Source organism: Salinicola acroporae, from assembly GCF_003206615.1.
Taxonomy (GTDB): domain Bacteria; phylum Pseudomonadota; class Gammaproteobacteria; order Pseudomonadales; family Halomonadaceae; genus Salinicola; species Salinicola acroporae.
The window spans coordinates 1-19,259 of the sequence record NZ_PZJW01000005.1 but is presented as its reverse complement, the minus strand read 5'-3'; the positions used below and the strand labels follow the sequence as shown (position 1 = coordinate 19,259).

The 19,259-nt window shown below is 63.6% G+C and carries 16 protein-coding genes; 8 read left to right on the top strand and 8 right to left on the bottom strand.

Going from position 1 to position 19,259, the window contains the following annotated elements:
* Positions 1–3: 3 nt before the first annotated feature.
* The 6 genes from DOM54_RS08210 to DOM54_RS08185 all read right to left on the bottom strand — a co-directional run bounded on the left by DOM54_RS08210 (position 4) and on the right by DOM54_RS08185 (position 5,942).
* Positions 4–441 carry a cytidine deaminase gene (locus DOM54_RS08210; protein WP_110715882.1) on the bottom strand — a complete coding sequence of 146 codons (438 nt, stop codon included), beginning with the start codon at positions 439–441 and terminating at the stop codon, positions 4–6.
* Positions 438–1,166 (bottom strand): purine-nucleoside phosphorylase, encoded by a 729-nt coding sequence (deoD, locus tag DOM54_RS08205; protein ID WP_110715881.1) that lies wholly within the window; start codon positions 1,164–1,166, stop codon positions 438–440. The genes DOM54_RS08210 and deoD overlap by 4 nt, the downstream gene beginning before the upstream one ends.
* Complete coding sequence (locus tag DOM54_RS08200; protein ID WP_110715880.1) at positions 1,166–2,410, bottom strand: phosphopentomutase; 1,245 nt, start codon at positions 2,408–2,410, stop codon at positions 1,166–1,168. The genes deoD and DOM54_RS08200 overlap by 1 nt, the downstream gene beginning before the upstream one ends.
* A 13-nt stretch (positions 2,411–2,423) precedes the next feature.
* Positions 2,424–3,755, bottom strand: coding sequence for a thymidine phosphorylase (deoA, locus tag DOM54_RS08195; protein WP_110715879.1), 1,332 nt, complete (start codon positions 3,753–3,755; stop codon positions 2,424–2,426).
* Between the two features lie 27 nt (positions 3,756–3,782).
* On the bottom strand, positions 3,783–4,556 hold the full coding sequence (deoC, locus tag DOM54_RS08190) for a deoxyribose-phosphate aldolase (protein WP_110715878.1): 774 nt from the start codon (positions 4,554–4,556) through the stop codon (positions 3,783–3,785).
* Positions 4,557–4,670: 114 nt separating this feature from the next.
* Entirely contained in the window at positions 4,671–5,942 is a 1,272-nt protein-coding gene (locus DOM54_RS08185; protein WP_110716072.1) for a NupC/NupG family nucleoside CNT transporter, read from the bottom strand.
* A gap of 477 nt (positions 5,943–6,419) precedes the next feature.
* Between DOM54_RS08185 and DOM54_RS08180 the strand changes: the two genes are divergently transcribed.
* The 5 genes from DOM54_RS08180 to DOM54_RS08160 all read left to right on the top strand — a co-directional run bounded on the left by DOM54_RS08180 (position 6,420) and on the right by DOM54_RS08160 (position 12,349).
* Positions 6,420–7,427: a nucleoside-specific channel-forming protein Tsx gene (locus tag DOM54_RS08180; protein WP_240613816.1), complete on the top strand. Its 1,008-nt coding sequence runs from the start codon at positions 6,420–6,422 to the stop codon at positions 7,425–7,427.
* Between the two features lie 174 nt (positions 7,428–7,601).
* Complete coding sequence (locus DOM54_RS08175; protein ID WP_110715876.1) at positions 7,602–8,378, top strand: DeoR/GlpR family DNA-binding transcription regulator; 777 nt, start codon at positions 7,602–7,604, stop codon at positions 8,376–8,378.
* Positions 8,379–8,497: 119 nt separating this feature from the next.
* Positions 8,498–9,982 carry an NAD-dependent succinate-semialdehyde dehydrogenase gene (locus DOM54_RS08170; protein WP_110715875.1) on the top strand — a complete coding sequence of 495 codons (1,485 nt, stop codon included), beginning with the start codon at positions 8,498–8,500 and terminating at the stop codon, positions 9,980–9,982.
* A 5-nt stretch (positions 9,983–9,987) separates the two neighbouring features.
* Entirely contained in the window at positions 9,988–11,568 is a 1,581-nt protein-coding gene (locus DOM54_RS08165) for a PucR family transcriptional regulator (protein WP_206019055.1), read from the top strand.
* Between the two features lie 64 nt (positions 11,569–11,632).
* A complete protein-coding gene (locus DOM54_RS08160) occupies positions 11,633–12,349 on the top strand; it encodes a haloacid dehalogenase type II (protein ID WP_110601197.1) in 717 nt (238 codons plus the stop codon).
* Positions 12,350–12,355: 6 nt separating this feature from the next.
* Here DOM54_RS08160 and DOM54_RS08155 read toward each other — a convergent pair whose 3' ends face one another.
* Positions 12,356–12,913, bottom strand: a complete 558-nt coding sequence (locus DOM54_RS08155) for a DinB family protein (protein ID WP_110715874.1) — start codon at positions 12,911–12,913, stop codon at positions 12,356–12,358.
* A gap of 44 nt (positions 12,914–12,957) precedes the next feature.
* Here DOM54_RS08155 and DOM54_RS08150 point away from each other — a divergent pair, with 44 nt between their 5' ends.
* On the top strand, positions 12,958–13,590 hold the full coding sequence (locus DOM54_RS08150; protein ID WP_110715873.1) for a LysE family translocator: 633 nt from the start codon (positions 12,958–12,960) through the stop codon (positions 13,588–13,590).
* Between the two features lie 213 nt (positions 13,591–13,803).
* The gene (locus DOM54_RS08145) at positions 13,804–14,796 is read left to right on the top strand and encodes an adenosine deaminase (RefSeq protein WP_110715872.1); all 993 of its coding nucleotides are present in this window, start codon (positions 13,804–13,806) and stop codon (positions 14,794–14,796) included.
* Between the two features lie 200 nt (positions 14,797–14,996).
* On the opposite strand, the gene DOM54_RS08135 is transcribed toward DOM54_RS08145, so the two are convergent.
* A complete protein-coding gene (locus DOM54_RS08135; protein WP_110715871.1) occupies positions 14,997–16,229 on the bottom strand; it encodes a pyridoxal phosphate-dependent aminotransferase in 1,233 nt (410 codons plus the stop codon).
* A gap of 271 nt (positions 16,230–16,500) precedes the next feature.
* On the opposite strand from DOM54_RS08135, the gene DOM54_RS08130 reads away from it, so the two are divergent.
* A partial coding sequence (locus DOM54_RS08130; RefSeq protein WP_162619794.1) for a retention module-containing protein occupies positions 16,501–19,259 on the top strand: 2,759 nt, incomplete at its 3' end.

Below are 19,259 nucleotides of genomic sequence, written 5' to 3'. Positions count from 1 at the left end.
CGCTCAGCGCATCCCTGAGGTCTTGTCCAGGTTTTCCGGACCGAAGGAGTCGGGCAGCAGTTCGTCCATGGTGTAGCGCTTGAGCGGGCGGCCCTCGCCGTCGAGGACCACGATCCGGGTCTCCGGCGTGGCGAATTCGCGAATGCGCTGACGGCAGTCGCCACAGGGCGTGCAGAGGTGCTCGCCGGGGCCGATGACGTAGATCTCGCGTATCTCGCGCTCGCCGCTGGAAACCAGCCCGGCGATGGCGCTGGCCTCGGCGCAGAGGCCCTTGTAGTTGGCGCTCTCGACGTTGCAACCCGCGTAGGTCTCGCCGCTCTCGCTGATCAGCACCGCGCCCACCGGATGGCCGGAATAGGGCACGTAGGCGTTGTCGCGAACGTTCAGCGCCGTTCGTCGGACTTCATCGGACACCTGGATATCGGTCACGGCCGGTTTCATCGATTCGTCTCCCGATCATCGCGCAACAACCCTTCCAGGGTGATCGCCATCATCTCGGAAAAGCCGGTCTGGCGCGCCTGGGCATCGAGGGCTTCGCCGGCGAGGATATGGTCGGAGACGGTGCACACGGTCAGTGCGCGGGCGCCGAATTCGGCGGCGACACCATACAGGCCGGCAGCCTCCATCTCGACGCCGAGAATGCCGTGGCGCTTCATGGTCTGAAAGAACTCGACGTTCGGCGTGTAGAACAGATCCGCCGAAAACAGGTTGCCGACCTTGATCTTCGTACCGCGTTCGCGGGCGGCGTCCGCTGCATGGCGGACGAGGTCGAAATCGGCGATGGCGGCAAAATCGTGACCGCCGAAGCGCGCCCGGTTGACGCCGGAGTCGGTGCTCGCCCCCATGCCGATGACGATATCGTTGACCGCGACGTCGTCGCGCACCGCACCGCAGGAGCCGACCCGAACCAGTCGCTCGACGCCGTATTCGGTGATCAGCTCCTTGGCGTAGATGGAGCAGGAAGGAATGCCCATGCCGCTGCCCATCACCGAGATCCTGCGACCCTGGTAGGTGCCGGTGAAGCCGAGCATGTTGCGCACCCGGGTGACGCACTCGACATCGTCGAGAAAGGTTTCGGCGATGAACTGGGCGCGCAGCGGGTCGCCAGGCATCAACACGGTGTCGGCGAAGGCGCCCGGCTGGGCATCGATATGCGGGGTTGCCATCATTTGTCTCCCTGGGGCGATTCCGTCAGTAGTGAACGCCCATGATCCATCGGGTTCAGTCCGAAATGCTCGGCCAGCGTCTGGCCGATATCGGCGTAGCTCTCACGGCGGCCATAGCCGCCCGGCGCCAGCCCGTCACTTGCGATCAGGATGGGTACCTGCTCACGGGTGTGGTCGGTCCCGCGCCAGGTCGGGTCGTTGCCGTGATCGGCGGTGAGGATCAGCAGGTCGCCGGGCTCGAGCCTGGCCATCACTTCCGGCAGACGCCGGTCGAAGGCTTCCAGGGCGCCGGCATAGCCTTCCGGGTCGCGACGGTGGCCGTAGAGCGTGTCGAAGTCGACGAAATTGGTCATCACCAGCGTCCGGTCTCCGGCGTCGTCGATCGCCTTCAGCGTGGCGTCGAACAGTGCCTCGAAGCCGTGCGCCTTGCGTACCTCGCTGATGCCGCAGCGGGCGTAGATATCGCTGATCTTGCCGACACCGAGCACCGTGCCGCCGCTGTCGTGCAGCTTCTGCAGCACGGTCGGGGTCGGCGGTTCGATGGCATAGTCGCGGCGATTGCCGGTGCGTTCGAAACCCGAAGCCGTTTCTCCCATGAAACCCGAAGCCGTTTCCCCGACGAAAGGCCGGGCGATGACGCGGCCGATGTTGTAGGGCATCAGCAGTTCACGCGCGATCTCGCACAGCCGATAGAGGCGCTCGAGGCCGAAGTGGTGCTCGTGGGCGGCAATCTGGAATACCGAATCCGCCGAGGTGTAGACGATCGGCTTGCCGCTGGTGATGTGCTCCTCGCCCAGCGCCTCTATCACCGGCACGCCGGAGGCGTGGCAGTTACCGAGCACGCCGGGCAGGTCGGCACGCTCGATCAACGTCTCGAGCAGTTCTGGTGGAAAGCTGTTCTCGCGTTCGGTGAAGTAGCCCCATTCGAACAGTGCCGGTACGCCGGCGATTTCCCAGTGACCGGAAGGGGTGTCCTTGCCGGAGGAGATTTCGCGGGCACAGGCCCAGGCGCCCGTGACGGTGTCGGGAACGTCGACGCCGGCCGCCCAGTCGCCGGTGCTCAGCCGATGGGCATGATAGAGCCCCAGGCGAGCCAGGTTGGGTAGCTCGAGCGGCCGGCCGGCATCGGTGCGATAGCGGGCGATATGGCCGAGCGTGTCGGAACCGGCGTCGCCGAATTCCGCGGCGTCCGGCGCATTGCCGATGCCGAAGGAGTCGAGGACCAGCAGAATCGCGCGTTTCATCTCTTTTCCTCGTTCATGACAGGTCTTCCTGACGCAGCGTGGCATGAACCAGCGGCGGCGGCTCGACGGGCGCCTCGCTCAGGTCGAAGGCGCGACGCAGGCGTTGGCTGACGGCATCGGCATCGGCCCGATCCACGGCATGGATGCGTGCCAGCGGCTGTCCCGATTCGATGCGCTGGCCGAGCGGGACGATGTGTGACAGTCCGACTCGGTGATCGATGGCATCACCCGCGTTACGCCGGCCGCCGCCCAACTCGACCACGCCGAGGCCGAGCGCGCGCGTGTCGATGGCGCTGAGGAAACCTGCCCGATCCGCGTCGAGATCGACAGTGACCGGGGCGGTAGGAAGATAGTGGCCGGCACGCTCCGCCAGATCGCCAGGGCCGCCGAGACCCTGCACCATGCGCGAGAAGCGCTCGAGTGCCTCGCCGGAGTCGAGCGAGCGGTCCAGCCGTTCATCGGCATCTGCGGCATCGCTGGCCAGGCCGGACTGGAGCAGCATTTCCCGGGCCAATGACCGCGTCACCCGATAGAGGCGGCTCTCCTTGCCATGACCGCCAAGCAACTGCAGTGCCTCGAAGACTTCCAGTGAATTGCCGGCGCAGTCGGCCAGCGGCTGGTTCATGTCGGTCAGCAATACGCTGGTCCGGGTGCCCGCGCCGCAACCGATGGTGACGATCGCCTCGGCCAGTTCGCGGGACGCTTCCTGTGTCGGCATGAAGGCGCCGCTGCCGACCTTGACGTCCATCACCAGCGTCTCGAGGCCGCAGGCGAGCTTCTTGCCCAGAATCGAGGCCACGATCAACGGGATCGACTCCACCGTGGCGGTGACGTCGCGAACGCCGTAGAGACGCTTGTCGGCCGGCGCCAGCGACCCGGTCTGGCCGATGATCGCCACGCCGACCTCTTTCACCAGGCGGCGGAAAACGGCGTCGGACGGGGTCACGTCGTAGCCGGGAATCGATTCGAGCTTGTCCAGGGTGCCGCCGGTATGGCCCAGGCCGCGACCGGAGACCATCGGCACGTGGCCGCCGCAGGCGGCGACCCAGGGGCCGAGGACCAGCGACACCAGATCGCCGACCCCGCCGGTGGAGTGCTTGTCGAGCACTGGGCCGTCAAATGCGAGGTCGTTCCAGCGCATCACCTGCCCGGAGTCGCGGATCGATTCGGTCAGCGCCACCGCCTCGTCCCGGTTCATGCCGTTGAGATAGACGGCCATGGCGAACGCGCCGATCTGCGCGTCGCCGATGCTGCCGTCGGCGATGCCGCCCATGACCAGGTCGAGCATCTTGCGGTCGAGGGTCTGTCCATCGCGCTTACGTCGAATGATTTCCTGCGTCAGCATGGCACTCTCCGCTCATGATCGACCGTGTCAGTATCCGCCGCGGGTCGGTTGGATGTCATCGCCCGACAGTGTCGCGAGCAGCGCGTCGAGTAGACCGGAAGCGCCGAAGCGGAAGTGCGCGGGCGTGAGCCACGCCTCGCCCATGATGTTGGCGGCCAGGTCCAGATAGGCCTTGGCATCGTCGCTGGAGCGGATGCCGCCGGCGGCCTTGAATCCGACGTCACGGCCACTGTCGCGAATGGCGCCAAGCAGTATCTCGGCGGCCTCCAGCGTGGCGTTGGTCGCCACCTTGCCGGTGGAGGTCTTGAGGAAGTCCGCACCGCACTCGAGGGCGATGTCCGCCGCCTGGCGGATCAGCGCCGGGTTCTTGAGCTCGCCGGTTTCCAGTATCACCTTGAGCAGGCGGTCGCCGCAGGCGTCGCGGCAGGCGGAGACCAGGGCGCGTCCCGACTCGGCATCGCCGCCGATCAGCGCCTTGTAGGGAAAGACCACGTCGACCTCGTCGGCGCCAGCCGCGACGGCTGCCCGGGTCTCCCGGCAGGCGCGCTCGACGTTGACGCTGCCGTCGGGGAAATTGGTCACCGTGGCGATCCGCACCCGGTCGCGGATTCCCATCGCCGTCAGCTCGCGATCCGCCGCGTCGATGAAGGCGGGGTAGAGGCAGACCGCGGCAGGGGCGCCGTATGGCGTGTCGGTACGACGACACAGGGCTCGAATGGCACCCTCGTCGTCGTCATCGTTGAGCGAGGTGAGGTCCATCATTGCCAGCGCCTGGCTGGCGGCGTGCTCGAGACTGCTCATCCATTTATCTCCTTGTCCGGCGTCTTGCGCCGGTTTCCTGCCGGGCCCGGCTGCCGGCGCGATTCCGTCCAGTCTGCCGGGGCTTCGTGGTGATTGTGCGTCAAGCACTCCGGGTCAGGCGGTACCGGCCAGCGACAGAAAGATCCCGGCCAGGGTGGCCGACATCAGGTTGGACAGGGTGCCGGCGAGTACGGCCTTGAGGCCGTAGCGGGCGATCTCGGGCCGGCGACTGGGCGCCAGCGTACCGAGGCCGCCGAGCAGGATCGCGATCGACGAGAGGTTGGCGAAGCCGCACAGCGCGAACGACAGGATCGCGGCGGTGTGAGGGGACATCGCCTGACCGGTCGACTCGACCACGGTATCCCCGCTGATATAAGGGGCCAGGTTGATGTATGCCACGAATTCATTGACCACCAGCTTCTGGCCGATGAACGAACCTGCCAGCGTCGCTTCATGCCAGGGAATGCCGAGCACGAACGCCAGCGGGGAGAACAGCCAGCCGAGGATCATCGACAGGCTCAGCGAATCCATCCCGAACCAGCCGCCGACGCCACCGAGGATGCCGTCGATCAGGGCGATCAGACCGATGAAGGCCAGCAGCATCGCGCCGACGTTGGCGGCCAGCATCAGCCCCGACGAGGCGCCGGAAGCGGCGGCATCCAGCACATTGGCCGGTTTGTCCTCGGCTTCCAGAACCTCCTTGGCTTGCTGAGTGCGGTCGTCGGGCGTTTCCGTTTCCGGCATCAGGATCTTGGCGAACAGCAGGCCGCCGGGCGCCGCCATGAACGAGGCGGCAATCAGGTACTCCATGGGGATGCCGAGTTCGGCGTAACCGGCGAGCACCGAGCCGGCGACGGATGCCAGGCCGCCGCACATGACCGCGAACAGCTCGGAGCGCGTCATGCTGGCCAGGAATGGCCTTACGACCAGCGGCGCCTCGGTCTGGCCGACGAAGATGTTGGCCGTGGCGGAAAGCGATTCGGTGCGCGAGGTGCCCAGCACTTTCTGCAACGCGCCACCCAGGATGCGCACGACCCACTGCATGATGCCCAGGTAGTAGAGCACCGCCGTCAACGACGAGAAGAAGATGATGATCGGCAGCACCTTGATGGCGAAGACGAAGCCGACATTGGTCGGATCGGCCAGGTTGCCGAACAGGAAACCGATGCCGTCGTTGGCGTAGCTGATGACCTGGCTGACGGCGCTGGAGACGGAGCCCAGCACGCTCTGGCCGATAGGCACGTAGAGCACGAAGGCGCCGATACCGGCTTGAATGGCGAAAGCTCCGATGACGGTCCGCAAGCGAATCGCCTTGCGGTCGCTCGAGAAGATCAGCGCGATCAGCAGCAGCACGATGACGCCGACCAGACCCATGAGGAGTGTCATGTTGTTGTCCTTGGTGTTGGCCTTTGTGGGTAGGAAGTGCGCATGAAGGGCATCGGCGAGCGAGAGAAAATACCTCGCGGCCTGGCACCTGCGATCATGGGCCGAAGTGACGTCGGTCGACACCCGGATATCGCAATTCCTGAGATATTTTTAACATTTCTAGGTTTTGTTCGTCACTTATTGTTTTTCTTTTAACAAGCCCATAAAGTAGTTTTGAGCTTTGAGTAGGCCTATATATGGTGCTTTTTACACTGCGGCGTTACCAGACCTGCTTGTGTCTAGTCAGCGTCGGTCGACAGTGTAAATGAAAAAATAGTCACAAAATCAAGACGGCCGTGCTCTAGGCTCTGTTTGAAAAATCGATAAGCGACAGCCAGGCAAGGCAAGAATCGGCGCGAAGACGCCGTGTGGGTGAGCGCAGGCATTTTTCAGACGCAGCGAACAACGATGTCACAACAAACAAGGTAGGGGGATCGCATGATAGAGCGACTTGCATGGCCGAGGGTGGATTCGGCGCGGCCGGCAGACGGGGGCATTCGTCACTCGCGGCTGACACTGGCAGCGGGGGTGGGAGCGATGCTGCTCGCCGTGTCTCCGGCCTGGGCCGCCGATGACCAGGGCGATGCGCCGGTCATCGAGCAGGAGACGCCGGACGAGGGGCCGACCGCCGAAGGGCAAACCGCCGATGGCCCCTATCTTTCCGACTGGTACCATCAGAACCTTACCGTCATTGGCAGCAAGAACATCCGCTTCGGGCCGCAGCAGGTCGACGATATCTATCTGGAGTACGAGTTCTTCGGTCGCAAGGGGCCGCTGGATCTCTACGGCTATATCGATTTTCCGAAGTTCTTCGGCGTTGGCAACGCCGCCGACAGCGGCATCTTCGACAAGGGGTCGCCGGTGTTCATGGAACTGGAACCGCGTCTCTCCATCGACGACATGACCGGCCAGGACCTGAGTTTCGGTCCGTTCAAGGAGTGGTTCGTCGCCTTCGACTATATCTTCGATTGGGGGCACACCACCGAGAGCCGCCAGAACACGCTTTACGCCGGCCTGGGTACCGATATCGACACCGGCTCACCGCTCGGGCTCTCGTTCAATCTCTACAAGCGTCGCCAGTGGGAAAACTACGGTGCCGCCAACGAGCACTCCTGGGACGGCTATCGCGCCCAGTTGAACTACTCCTATCCGCTGGGCAGCTTCGATAACGGTGCGTCGCTGGTCTACGTCGGTTTCACCAACCACGACTTCGGCTCGGACCTGGGCGACAACGACCCGACCCGTACCAACGAATCGACCGTGGCGACCAACGTGCTGCTGTATCAGTTCACGCACCTGCGGTTCATGGCGGTGGCGCGTTACTTCCACAACGGCGGTCAGTGGAACGATGGCGAGATGGCGCCGTTCCCCAACAGTCACGGCGACAGTTTCGGGTTGCGCTCCACCGGCTGGGGTTACTACTTCGGCGTCGGCTGGCAGTTCTAACCTGGCGGGAAGGGATTCGTCGACGGGGAGCCTGCGGGCTCCTCGCTGCGTGACAGGGTATGATCATCGACCGAGGGCAATACCGCGCTGCCTGCTGTGCCTCCAAGGAGGAGGCATGCCACGCGAGATGCTGTCGCGACACCCTGGTCTGGAAGATGATGTCGGGAGAACCTCATGAATGGCCGCAGCGCCGTAAGGCTCGAGAGACTCCGTGAAGCGATCCGGCGTCACGGTGCGCTTCCGCTGGCGGACGCGGCGACGCTGTGCGATGTCTCCGAAATGACGGTGAGGCGGGATATCGCCGCCAGCAATGGCGCTATCGTCTCTTTCGGTGGCCATCTGGTGATGGCCGATAACCCCCAATTCGCGGTCGCCTACAATCTCGATGCGCAGAGAGACCGCTACGCGAAGGCCAAGCAACGTCTCTGCGAGGCGATCGTGTCGATGATCGAGGAGGGTGATACCGTCTTCGTCGATTGCGGCACGACGTTGATGCCGTTCTGCGCGTTGCTGCCGCGCGAGATGAACGTGACCATCGTGACCTACGCCCTCAACGTTGCCAACGCGTTCAGCCAGCGCGACATGCCCAACATGCGCTTGGTGGTGCTCGGGGGACTCTACTACGCCGCTTCCGACTCCTTCGGCGGGCAGGACGTCACCACGGCGATTCGACGCCTGGGCATCAACAAGGCGTTGATCTCCGCCGCCGGCGTCCATGCCGAAAAGGGAGCCAGCTGTTTCCACTTCCATGAAGTGGCGCCCAAGCAGGCCGCCATCGAGCATGCGGAGCGCAGGATCCTGGTCGCCGACGAGAGCAAGCTCGACGTGATGCGTGCGGCATTTTTTGCCGAGCTGTCGGATTTCGACACCCTGCTGACCAGTGGCGATCCCGGCCGGACCTGGCGCGACCGGATGCCCGCAGAAGTGGGCGCGAAGATCGACGTGGTCTAATCATCCTGTTTTTGGTAGAGATATCTGACGGATAATACCTGTTTTCAGTAGGAGGAATTCGTGTCGGCCTAGGGGTAGGATGGCCAGACTTCCTACGTTTCGAACAGGTGACCGGATCGATGTCTGCTACCTCATCATCTTCTCAGAATCCCGCCGTGCCGCTTTGCCCTCCCGCCGACGCCAGCTACTACGCCGCCTCCATCGTCGGCTTCGATGCCGCTGATGCCAGCCGCTACGCCTTGCGTTCCCCCGCCACCGGGGAGGTGATCGCCGAGGTCGCCGACTGCGGCGTGGCGCAGGCGAAGCTGGCCGCCGACAACGCCCAGCGCGGCTTCGAGGCGTGGCGCAAGACCACCGCCTTCGAACGGTCAGCTCTGCTCAAGGCGTGGCACCAGGCGATGATGGAAGCCAAGGAAGTCCTCGCCGTCACCATGTCCCGGGAGATGGGCAAGCCGATCCGCGAAGCCCGGGGTGAAGTGGACTACGCCGCCAGCTTTCTGGAGTGGTACGCGGAACAGGCCAAGCGTGTCGATGGCGACATTCTGCCCAGCCAGCATCCGGACAAGCGCCTTGCCGTGCTGCGTCAGCCGGTCGGCCCGGTACTCGCCATCACGCCGTGGAACTTCCCGGCCGCGATGATCACCCGCAAGGTGGCGCCGGGGCTGGCGGCCGGCTGCTCGGTGATCGTCAAGCCGGCGGAGCAGGCGCCGGTCACGGCGCTGCTGCTGGCTCAGCTCTGGCAGCAGGCCGGTGGGCCGGCGGAGGTGTTCCAGGTGATCACCGCCGAACGGCCGGCAGCGGTCAGCGACGTGCTGATGGAAGATCGACGCATCCGCAAGGTGACCTTCACCGGCAGCACGCCGGTCGGCAAGCATCTCTACGCCAAATCCGCCGCCACCATGAAGCGCATGTCGCTGGAACTGGGTGGGCATGCGCCGTTTCTGGTCTTCGACGACGCCGACATCGAGGCCGCGGTGGCCGAAGTGATGGCGAGCAAGTTCCGCAATGGTGGCCAGACCTGCGTCTGTGCCAACCGCATCTACGTTCAGCGTGGCATTCTCGACGCCTTCTCCGAGCGTCTGACGGCCGCGGTCGACGAACTGCGCGTGGGGCAGCCGGACGACGAGACGACCCAGATCGGTCCGCTGGTCAGCCAGGCGGGGCGCAACAAGGCGCAGTCTCATATCGACGATGCCCTGGCCAAGGGAGCCCGTCGCCTGACGGCCGAGCGTGAGGTCGACGGGTTCTTCGTTGCGCCGACGGTGCTCGCGGACGTTACCAATGACATGCAGATCATGCAGGAGGAGACCTTCGGTCCCGTCGCTCCGCTGATCGCCTTCGACAGCGAAGAGGAGGCGGTCGCCGCCGCCAATGCCACCCCGTTCGGTCTCGCCGCCTATCTGTGGACCCGCAACCTGGGGCGGGCGGCGCGCGTCTCCGAAGCGCTGGACTACGGTATCGTCGGTGTCAATGACGGTGCGCCTTCCGTGCCCCAGGCGCCGTTCGGTGGCGTCAAGGATAGCGGGCTGGGTCGCGAGGGTGGTCGTTACGGCATCGACGAATATCTCGACACCAAGTTCGTCTCGACGCGGCTGGATGGCTGACCGCCGTGTCGGTTGACGAAACCGACCTGAAGCGGCCGCCGGTCGAGCTCGACCTGGCCACGGCGCTGCGCGAGACCAACCTGCGTCACGCTCGCGTGGTGGCCGGCGAGCGCTCGTTGGGTCGGCCGTTGCGCTGGGTGCACATGGTCGATCATCCCGATATCGTCGCCTGGGTTCGCGAGGGTCAACTGCTGTTGACCACCGGTTACCACTGGCCCGACGAACCGGCCGCCGAGCGCTCGCTGATCGAGGCGCTGGTGAAGAAGAGGCTGGCCGGCGTGGCGCTGGCGGTGCCGCGGTTTCTCACTGCGTTCCCCGAGACCAGCCGTCGCGTCGCCGAATCGCTGGACTTCCCGCTCCTGGAGATTCCCTGGGATGTACCGTTCAGCCAGATCACCGAAGAGGTGCACGCCTGGCTGATCGCTCGTCAGGGGCAGTTGATCGCCCAGGCGGAAAGGATTCATCGCGACCTCACCCGGTCGGCGCTGACTGCGCGCAGTCTGGGCGATATCGCTACGGCGTTGAGCCTGTTGCTCGAGCGGGATGTGTTCTTTACCGGTCTGGAGGGCGAATGGCTGGGAGGCAGCGCCGGGCTTGAGACGATGCGCCTGCCGACATCGGCCATGCTAGCCGATGCCCAGTTTCTGACCTCGGTCTCGGCTCGCTCCCTGGGCGAGGAGGGCGGTGGCCGGATGCTGGCCTGTCCGGTACGGATCCTGGAGGTGCCGGCCGCTACGCTGTGGATCGACGAGACGGCGTCTCCCGTCGGCGAGCTGGAACGGCGCGCCGCCGAGCAGGCTGCCCTGATCTCTGCACTGCACCTGTCCCACCAGCGGGCGCTGCAGGCACAGGAGACCCGGCTCGGCTACGCCTTCGTCGACTCGTTGCTGGAAGGGCGGTTCGAGCCCACCCCGGCCGCGCTGGAGCGGGCGTCGCTGCAGGGGTGGGACCCCCGAGCCGGCTACCATGTCTGCGCCATCCTGCTCAACGAGCCGGTCCCGCTGAGCCGGGACGGGCTGCTGCGTCGGGAGCAATGGGAGCGTCGCCTGAGGGAGCAGCTCGAGACCCAAGGCTTGCCGCCGTTGATTTCCGTCTCGCTCAACCAGTTGCTGTTTCTGGTTCGCACCGATATCTCGACGGCACTGCTATGGCGCGAACTCAACGATGGCGCCGCGGCCATGGCGGTCAGTCGCGAAGCGCAGGGGACGGCAGCCATTGCCGAGGGCGTCGGCGACGTGGCGCGTCTGCTGCCCTCCCTCAAGCCGGGGGAGCGCCGGGATTTCGAAGCCTTGCTGTTCGACCGGGTGCTGGAAGGCGATGCCGAGGCGCGACGGCTGTTCCTCGAACGCATCTCCCGTGCCCTGGGGCAAGGCGCGCGGCGGCAGAGTGCTGTCGAGACGCTCTCGGCGCTGGCGGACAGCGGCTTCCAGTTGGCGCAGACCGCCCGGGCGCTCGATATCCACATCAGCACGCTGCGTTACCGGATCGAGCGATTGGAGACGGCGCTGGGCATGCCCCTGAACGACGCCGACGCCAGACTGCAGCTCCAGGTCGCCATACGCCTGCTCAACACGGAGTCCGGTTGAACGCCAGCTGAAGCATCGACATACGACTCTGGAAACGCATTTCGACACTACCCGAGAGAACACCATGCAATTGACGGATTTCACCACCCTGACCTTCGACGTCTACGGCACCCTGATCGACTGGGAGAGCGGCATGGTCGCCGGGCTGCAGCCGCTGCTGCAGCGCACCGGGCTGAGCCTGAGCCGCGACCAGGTGCTCGAGGCGCACGCCCGACATGAATCGACCCAGCAGCGTTACACGCCACACCTGCAGTATCGGCTGCTGTTGGCGGTCGTCTACAAGCGCCTGGCGGAAGAGTGGGGCGTGGCGGTCAACCATGACGAGTGCCTGGCCTACGGTGACTTCGTCAAGCAGTGGCCGGCTTTCGCTGACACGGCGGAGGCGCTTGGTTATCTCAAGCAGCACTACAAGCTGGTGGTGCTATCCAACGTCGACAACGAGAGCTTCGCTTACAGCCAACGCAAGCTTGGCGTCGAGTTCGATGCGGTCTACACGGCGGAGGACATCGGTTCCTACAAGCCGGCGGCGCGCAACTTCGACTATATGCTGGAAAAACTCGGTGAGCGCGGGATCGACAAGTCGAAAATCCTGCATACCGCCGAGAGCATGTTCCACGATCACCAGCCGGCCAACCGCTATGGACTGGCCAACTGCTGGATCTATCGTCGCCACGACAAGGAAGGCTTCGGCGCGACCATGAATCCCGGCGACATGCCGACGGTCGACTTTCGCTTCAACAGCATGGCGGCGCTCGCCGAGGCGCATCGCGAGTTGGCGTGATCGCCTTCAGCGAAGTGCCCCCCACACCTGCGCTTCGCTGATGCCCAGCGCCTCGAATTCCGCCTGCCTTAGCGGTGCTTCGTCGAGCAGGAAGAATTCGTCTAGCTGTGGCGGGGCGACGTCGGTCTCCGAAAGCATGGCGTGAACCTGGCCACGGTGATGCGTCTGGTGGACGAAGAGATGCGCCAGCACGCGATGTGCTGGCTCGAGCTGTCGACGGTCGGCCCGCTCGAGCGTGACGTTGTCGGCGAGCGTCGAAGGCTTCAGCTCGTCGCAGACAGCGATCAGTCGTCGGTCCAGCATCTCCTGCGCCGGCAGAAGCGTATCGATGCGCGCATGGGGTGTCTCGTCCTCGAACGCCCGCTGACCGAGCGTGCCCCCCTCGAGCGCGTCGATGTAGTAGGCGTCGACGACCAGGATATGGTTGAGCGTGGCATGGATCGACGGGAAGAAGCTGCTGCGCCGGGCCTGTAGCTCGGCCACCGACAATCTGGCGCAGGCCTTCAGCAGGCGATGGTTCGACCACAGATTGCAGTAGGCCTGATGGCGAAAGTGTTGGATCATGACAGGATTACCTCACGCTTCTCTTCGGCATCGCAGGAGTCGTCATGGAAATCCTACACGGTTTGGTCGTCATCACCTTCGTGCATCTGCTGGCGGCCGCCTCGCCGGGGCCGGACTTCGTCCTCGTCACCCAACAGACGCTCAACCACGGCAAGCGCATCGGCCTGCTGTGCAGCCTGGGCATCGCGTTGGGCCTGTCGATCCACATCGTCTATTCCGCCTTCGGGCTCGCCGCGGTGATCGCCAATTCCGCCGAAGCGCTGTGGGCGATCAAGCTGCTGGGCGGGGCCTACCTTCTCTATCTCGGGATCAAGGGGTTGCGCTCACGGCCGGCTGCCGTGACGGCTAACATCGGTGATGCCCCGGTGGTGGTGGCGCGCTCGGCGCTGCGCACCATCGGCACCGGGTTTCTCTGCAACGCGCTCAATCCCAAGGCACCCATCTATTTCGTCTCGCTGTTCACCATCGTGCTGTCGCCGTCGATGCCGCTATACCAGATTGCCATCTACGGCGCCTGGATCATGCTCATCCAACTGGGTTGGTTCTCGGCGGTAGCGCTACTGCTCTCGACTCCGCCAATTCATCGTGCGTTCAAACGCTTCAGTCATTGGATCGACCGGGTGCTGGGGCTGGCGATGGTGGCGTTGGGTATCAAGGTGCTGACGACGCGGGTGTGATCCCGACAATGCCGGCACACAGCTGCGCTCGCCCACATTGCGTTGAAATCCGGCTCAAAATGCTCGTTTACTGCCCGTGAACGGTGTTTCTTCGACGGAGTTTGCCTCCAGGGGTATCGCTCGTGACGTCCGTCGGCATCCCCGCCGATGCTTTCCTCGCCGACTCATTTTCGGCATCCTGAATCGCATTCCATCAACTGGCGAGGAACGCACATGAAGACTTGGCTGCGGGGCCTGCCCAAGGTCGAACTGCATCTGCATATCGAGGGTTCACTGGAGCCGGAACTGATGTTCGCGCTGGCGGCGCGCAATAACGTGGCGCTGCCTTACGACACGGTAGATGAAGTGCGCGCGGCCTACGATTTCAGTGATCTGCAATCTTTTCTGGATCTCTACTACCAGGGTATGCGGGTGCTGCACACCGAGCAGGATTTCCATGATCTGGCGATGGCGTACCTCGAGCGTGCCCACGAAGAGGGCGTGGTGCATGTCGAATTGTCATTCGATCCCCAGGCGCATCTGAACCGGGGAGTGGAGCTGGCGATCCCGTTCGAGGGGTTGCGCCGTGCCATGCGAGACGCACAGCGCCGCTGGGGCATGACCACGGCACTGATCATGAGCTTCCTGCGCGATCGTGATGCGAGCGAAGCGATGGACGTGCTCGAGAAAGCAGCACCCTTCTACGAGTCGATCGACGCCGTGGGGCTCGATAGCGCGGAAGTGGGCAATCCGCCGGCCAAGTTCGCGGCGGTATTCGAACGGGCCAAGGCGCTGGGCATTCCTCGCGTAGCGCACGCAGGGGAGGAGGGGCCGGCGGCCTATATCAGTGAGGCATTGGACGTGCTCGATATCTGTCGGGTCGACCATGGCGTCGCCTGTCTGCAGGACGAGGCGCTGATCGAGCGCTTGCGAGATTCGCAGATTCCGCTGACGGTCTGCCCGCTGTCCAATGTGCGGCTCAAGGTCGTGGAGACGATGGTTGATCACCCGCTGCCGGCGATGCTCGAGCAGGGGGTGAAAGTCACGCTCAATTCGGACGATCCGGCCTATTTCGGTGGCGGCGTGCTGAATAATTACCTGGCGTGTTTCGAGGCCTTCGACTGGGATCGGGAGCTTTTCAAGCAGTTGGCGGGCAACGCGATCGAAGTCGCGTTCATGTCGGAGGCTCGCCGCAGCGAGCTCTTGGCAAGGCTGTCGACCTGCTGAACGGTTTCGGATGCCGCGCGAGACTGCCCGCCGAAGATGGCGGGCAGTCTCGGGAAATGCTGAATAAATCGACGAGCAGGATGAAGCGCAAGGCGCACGGAGCACAGAAGACGAGACATAACATGGGGTTAGGCGAGTCTTCGAGCACCGCGCAACGCAGCGATTCGCCTGCGCAGGCATTTATGCGGTGTTTCCCTCGTTCAGCCCTCTAGATAGGCGGTAGTGTCCCGTGACGCGTCGGCCAGATCGGTAAGGAACGGAGTCAGCCGGTCGAGCGCTTCCTTGGCAAGCTCGGGATCGATGGCGAAGCAGATCCGAAGGTAGTCTTCACCCTCCGGACCGAAGGCGCTGCCCGGGGCTACGCCGACTTTGGCTTCCCGCAGAATCCGCTTGGCCGTCTCCAGGCTGGATTCATCGAGCCCGTGAACCTTGAAGAAGAGGTAGAAGGTACCTTCGGGTGAGAATACGGTCACGTTGTCCAGCGCGGTCAGCCCGTCGACCAGGACGTCCCGCGATGCCTGGCAGCGGGCGACCTGCTGGACGATGAACTCATCGCCCTCCTCGAGAGCGACGATGCAGGCCCGCTGAATGAACGATGCCACGCCGGTGGTGTTGTACTGGCAGAGTCGGGCGAACAATTGATCCATGCCGCCCGGGAACGTGATCCATCCCGCACGCCAGCCGGTCATGCACCAGTTCTTGGAAAACGTGTTGGTAACCAGCAACTTGTCATCAGGCTCGCAGATCTGCAGGAAAGAGGAGGCTGGGCCTTCACCGTCATAGACGAAGTGATTGTAGACCTCGTCTGCCACGATCCAGAGCCCTTTCTCTCGGCAGAAGTCTCTCAACCGCCGCATATCCTCAAGCGGCATGCGCCAGCCCGTCGGGTTGGACGGTGAGTTGATGAAGACGGCACGGGTGCGCTCGGTCACTCTAGCGAACAGCTTGTCCAGGTCGAGCTCGATATTGCCATCCGGGTAGAAGTCGAAGGCAACCGGCACGTTGACCCCTCCCACGATCTCGATCATCTGCCTGGCATTGGGCCAGGCCGGGGTGGGCATGATGACTTCGCTTCCTTCATCGAGAATCGCCTGCATCGCCATGGTGACGGCATTCATGCCACCGATGGTAACGCAGAAGCGATCGCTGGAGACGTCCACCTGCCAATGGCGACGATGGTAGTCGGCCAGTGCCTGGCGAAGCTCGGGCAACCCTTGAGAGTAGCTGTAGCGGGTATCGTCGTCCGTCAATGCATCCATTGCCGCCTGTTTGATGTATTCAGGTGTCGGCAGGTCACCCTCACCGATCCAGAGCCTGACGACCGAGGCGTCGTGCCGGGCGAGATCGGCGACCGCGACGATCTGGTTGTCGGGCATCGCTTGAACACGGGAAGAGCAGGAGTGGCTCAGGTTGGCGGGTATGGCATCGAGCATGGCGATCTCGCACGGGGAGGAAGTGGGCCCGCCCAATCTTATAACGCGATCGATTTGAGGTGCTAATCGTCTCTTTGGTCGAGCCCTATCGCGCTAACATTTTATAACACGCTGGATTTACTAAGGTTTGTAAAAACTGAGCTACGATTAATCAAAGTTCTTCAGGATGATTAATAGAATTTTGTTGCATCTGGATACCAAACGGTTACTTTTCGCGAATAATGGGGCTTCCCCGATTCCCCGTGTCTTCGGTCTGCTGAGGTGAAAGTCGATGGCTGCTCTCGTCGTTATCGTTCGAGTCGATGGCAATGTCTTTTTGATGGATCCCCAAAAGCCCCTGGTTCAGGGGATGGCGGTTCCGGAAGGCGCCACCCTCTTCTCACCGGATGGCGGTCGACTCGTTCTTGCCGACGGCACCGTGCTGCCGTTGAGCGCAGGGCAACCGTTTACCTTGCAGATTATCGAAGGCATCGCCACGGTCGCTATGGCGGATCCGGCCGCGGCGGATCCGGAGGTAGCGGCACTTCAAGCGGCCATCGCTTCAGGACAGGACCCCACGGCCATTCAGGAAGCTCCGGCGGCCGGTGCCGGAGAAGGTGGCGGGACGATTGCAGGCGGCGGTGGTTTCTCCGCGCCTTTCGATATCGCCCGGACCGGGCGCGAAGAGTCCAGCACCTACCGTTATACGGCGGCGCAGGCTAGTCCCGAACGGGTAACGGTGACGCCTGCCAGCTTCAATCCCGAGGCGAACACGACGACGGGCGATGGCGCGGCGGGCGGCGGAGGCACGGCGCCCCCGGTCGTCAGTGTCAGCCTCGATGCCATCGCCATCGATGACATCGTCAACCGCGCGGAGTCGGACCAGAACATCACGCTCAGCGGCAAAGGCGGTGGCGATGCCGTTGCAGGTGACCAGGTGACAATCACCATCGGTGGTATTGCCTATAGCACGGTGCTGAACGAGGATCTCAGCTTTGCGGTCGTCGTCCCGGGCAGCGTGTTGGCGCAATTCCCCTCGGCGACAGCGACGTTGACACATGTCGGTGACGGTATCGTGGTCACTGCGACCTCGATCCGGCCCTACAGTGTCGACCTCGATGCGCCTGCGCCGACCGTGCAGTTGGATACCATCGCCGGTAACGACGTGATCAACGCTGCCGAGTCCGGGGAGTCCATCACCTTGACGGGACGCGCTGGCGGCGATGCCGTTGCGGGCGATACTGTCACGATCGCGATCGGTGACCAGCAGTACCAGGTGGCTGTCGCCGACGATTTGACCTTCAGCGTCGTCGTGCCGGGCGGTCTGCTGGCGGCCGCAAAGGGCTCGACGGTGACAGCGGTGATCAGTCACACCGATACGGCCGGCAACACAGGCATTGCCACCACCACGCACGCCTATGGCGTCGACACCGTGCCACCGACGCTTGGCATCACCCTGGACACCATCGCTGGCGATAATGTCGTCAATGCCGCCGAAGCCGGCCAACCGATGCCGGTGACTGGCAAGGTCAGCGGCGAGTATGCCGCCGGTGATCGCGTGACGCTGACCGTGGGCAACCAGACCTACAGCGGCAGCGTCAAAGCCGATGGCTCGTTCAGCATCACCGTGCCCGGCAGTCAGCTGGCCCAGAACGGTTCGATCCAGGCCGTCGTCAGCCACACCGATGCTGCTGGTAATACCGGCACCGCCAATACTGCCGGCAGCTATGCTGTCGATACCAATGCGCCGGTCGTCACGATCAGTCTGAACGCCGTAGCCAGCGACGACGTGATCAATGCCACAGAAGCGCGGCAGAATGTCACTCTGAGCGGCAGGGCCGGCGGCGATGCGGTCAGCGGCGACACGGTGACGATCGAGGTAGGCGGCCAGACCTACACCACGACGGTGGGTGCCAACGGCATCTTCAGCGTCTCTGTCCCGGGGTCGGTGCTGGCCAACGCCGGTACTGATCGGGTCAATGCCACGGTCAGCCACACCGACGGGGCCGGTAACACCGGCACTGCAACGACCACCCACGCTTATGGTGTCGACACCACGCCACCAACGGCGATTGCCGATACTGGCTCCACCCAGCAAGAGCAGACGCTGAGCATCGATGCGGCACACGGTGTTCTAGCCAATGATTCTGACCTGGGTAGTGACAGGTTGGCGCTGCATGTCGTTGCCATCGATGGCAACTCGGAGAACGTTGGGAAATCTGTCGCCGGTTCCAACGGCGGAACGTTCATCGTGCAATCCGACGGCAGTTATCGATTCCTGCCGGGAAATACCTACAACTCTCTCGCAGCGGGCGAACAAACCACGTCCCAGATCAGTTACACCGTCAGTGATGGCCATGGCAATGTTTCAGTGGCCACATTGACTGTGACGATCGTCGGTACGAACGATGTGGCTATCATCAGCGGCCCCGCTGTTGGCAGCGTCGTGGAAGATAGCGGCGTTAGCGGTGGAAAACTCGCGACGACAGGTTTGCTCTCGGTGACAGACGTCGATACCGGGCAGTCGAGTTTCAATCCGGGTAGCGCGATCTTCACGGGCGCCAGTGGCGCGACTGACGGTGTGACCTCCTCGCTGGGCTCGCTTTCCATCACAGCTGATGGCCGTTGGACCTTCAATGTCGATAACAGCAAGGTTCAATACCTTGGTGAAGGCCAGGTTAGGACCGAAACCTTTACGGTGAAATCGGCTGATGGCTCTGCGAGTCAGACCATCACTATCAATATCATCGGCACCAATGATGCCCCGGTGGCCCGCGCCGATACCGGTAGCACCGGTGAAAACGCCACCCTCAACGTCGCCGCCGCTCAAGGTGTGCTGGCCAACGATAGCGATATCGATGGCGGGACACTGACGGTGAGTGCGGTCAATGGCGTGTCAGGTAGCGTGGGGCAGTCGATTGCCGGCTCCAACGGCGGCACCTTCACGTTGAACGCCGATGGCAGCTACAGCTTCAACCCGGGCACGGCGTTCGATCGCTTGGCTGTAGGGCAGACCGACAAGACCCAGGTCAGCTACACCGTCAGCGACGG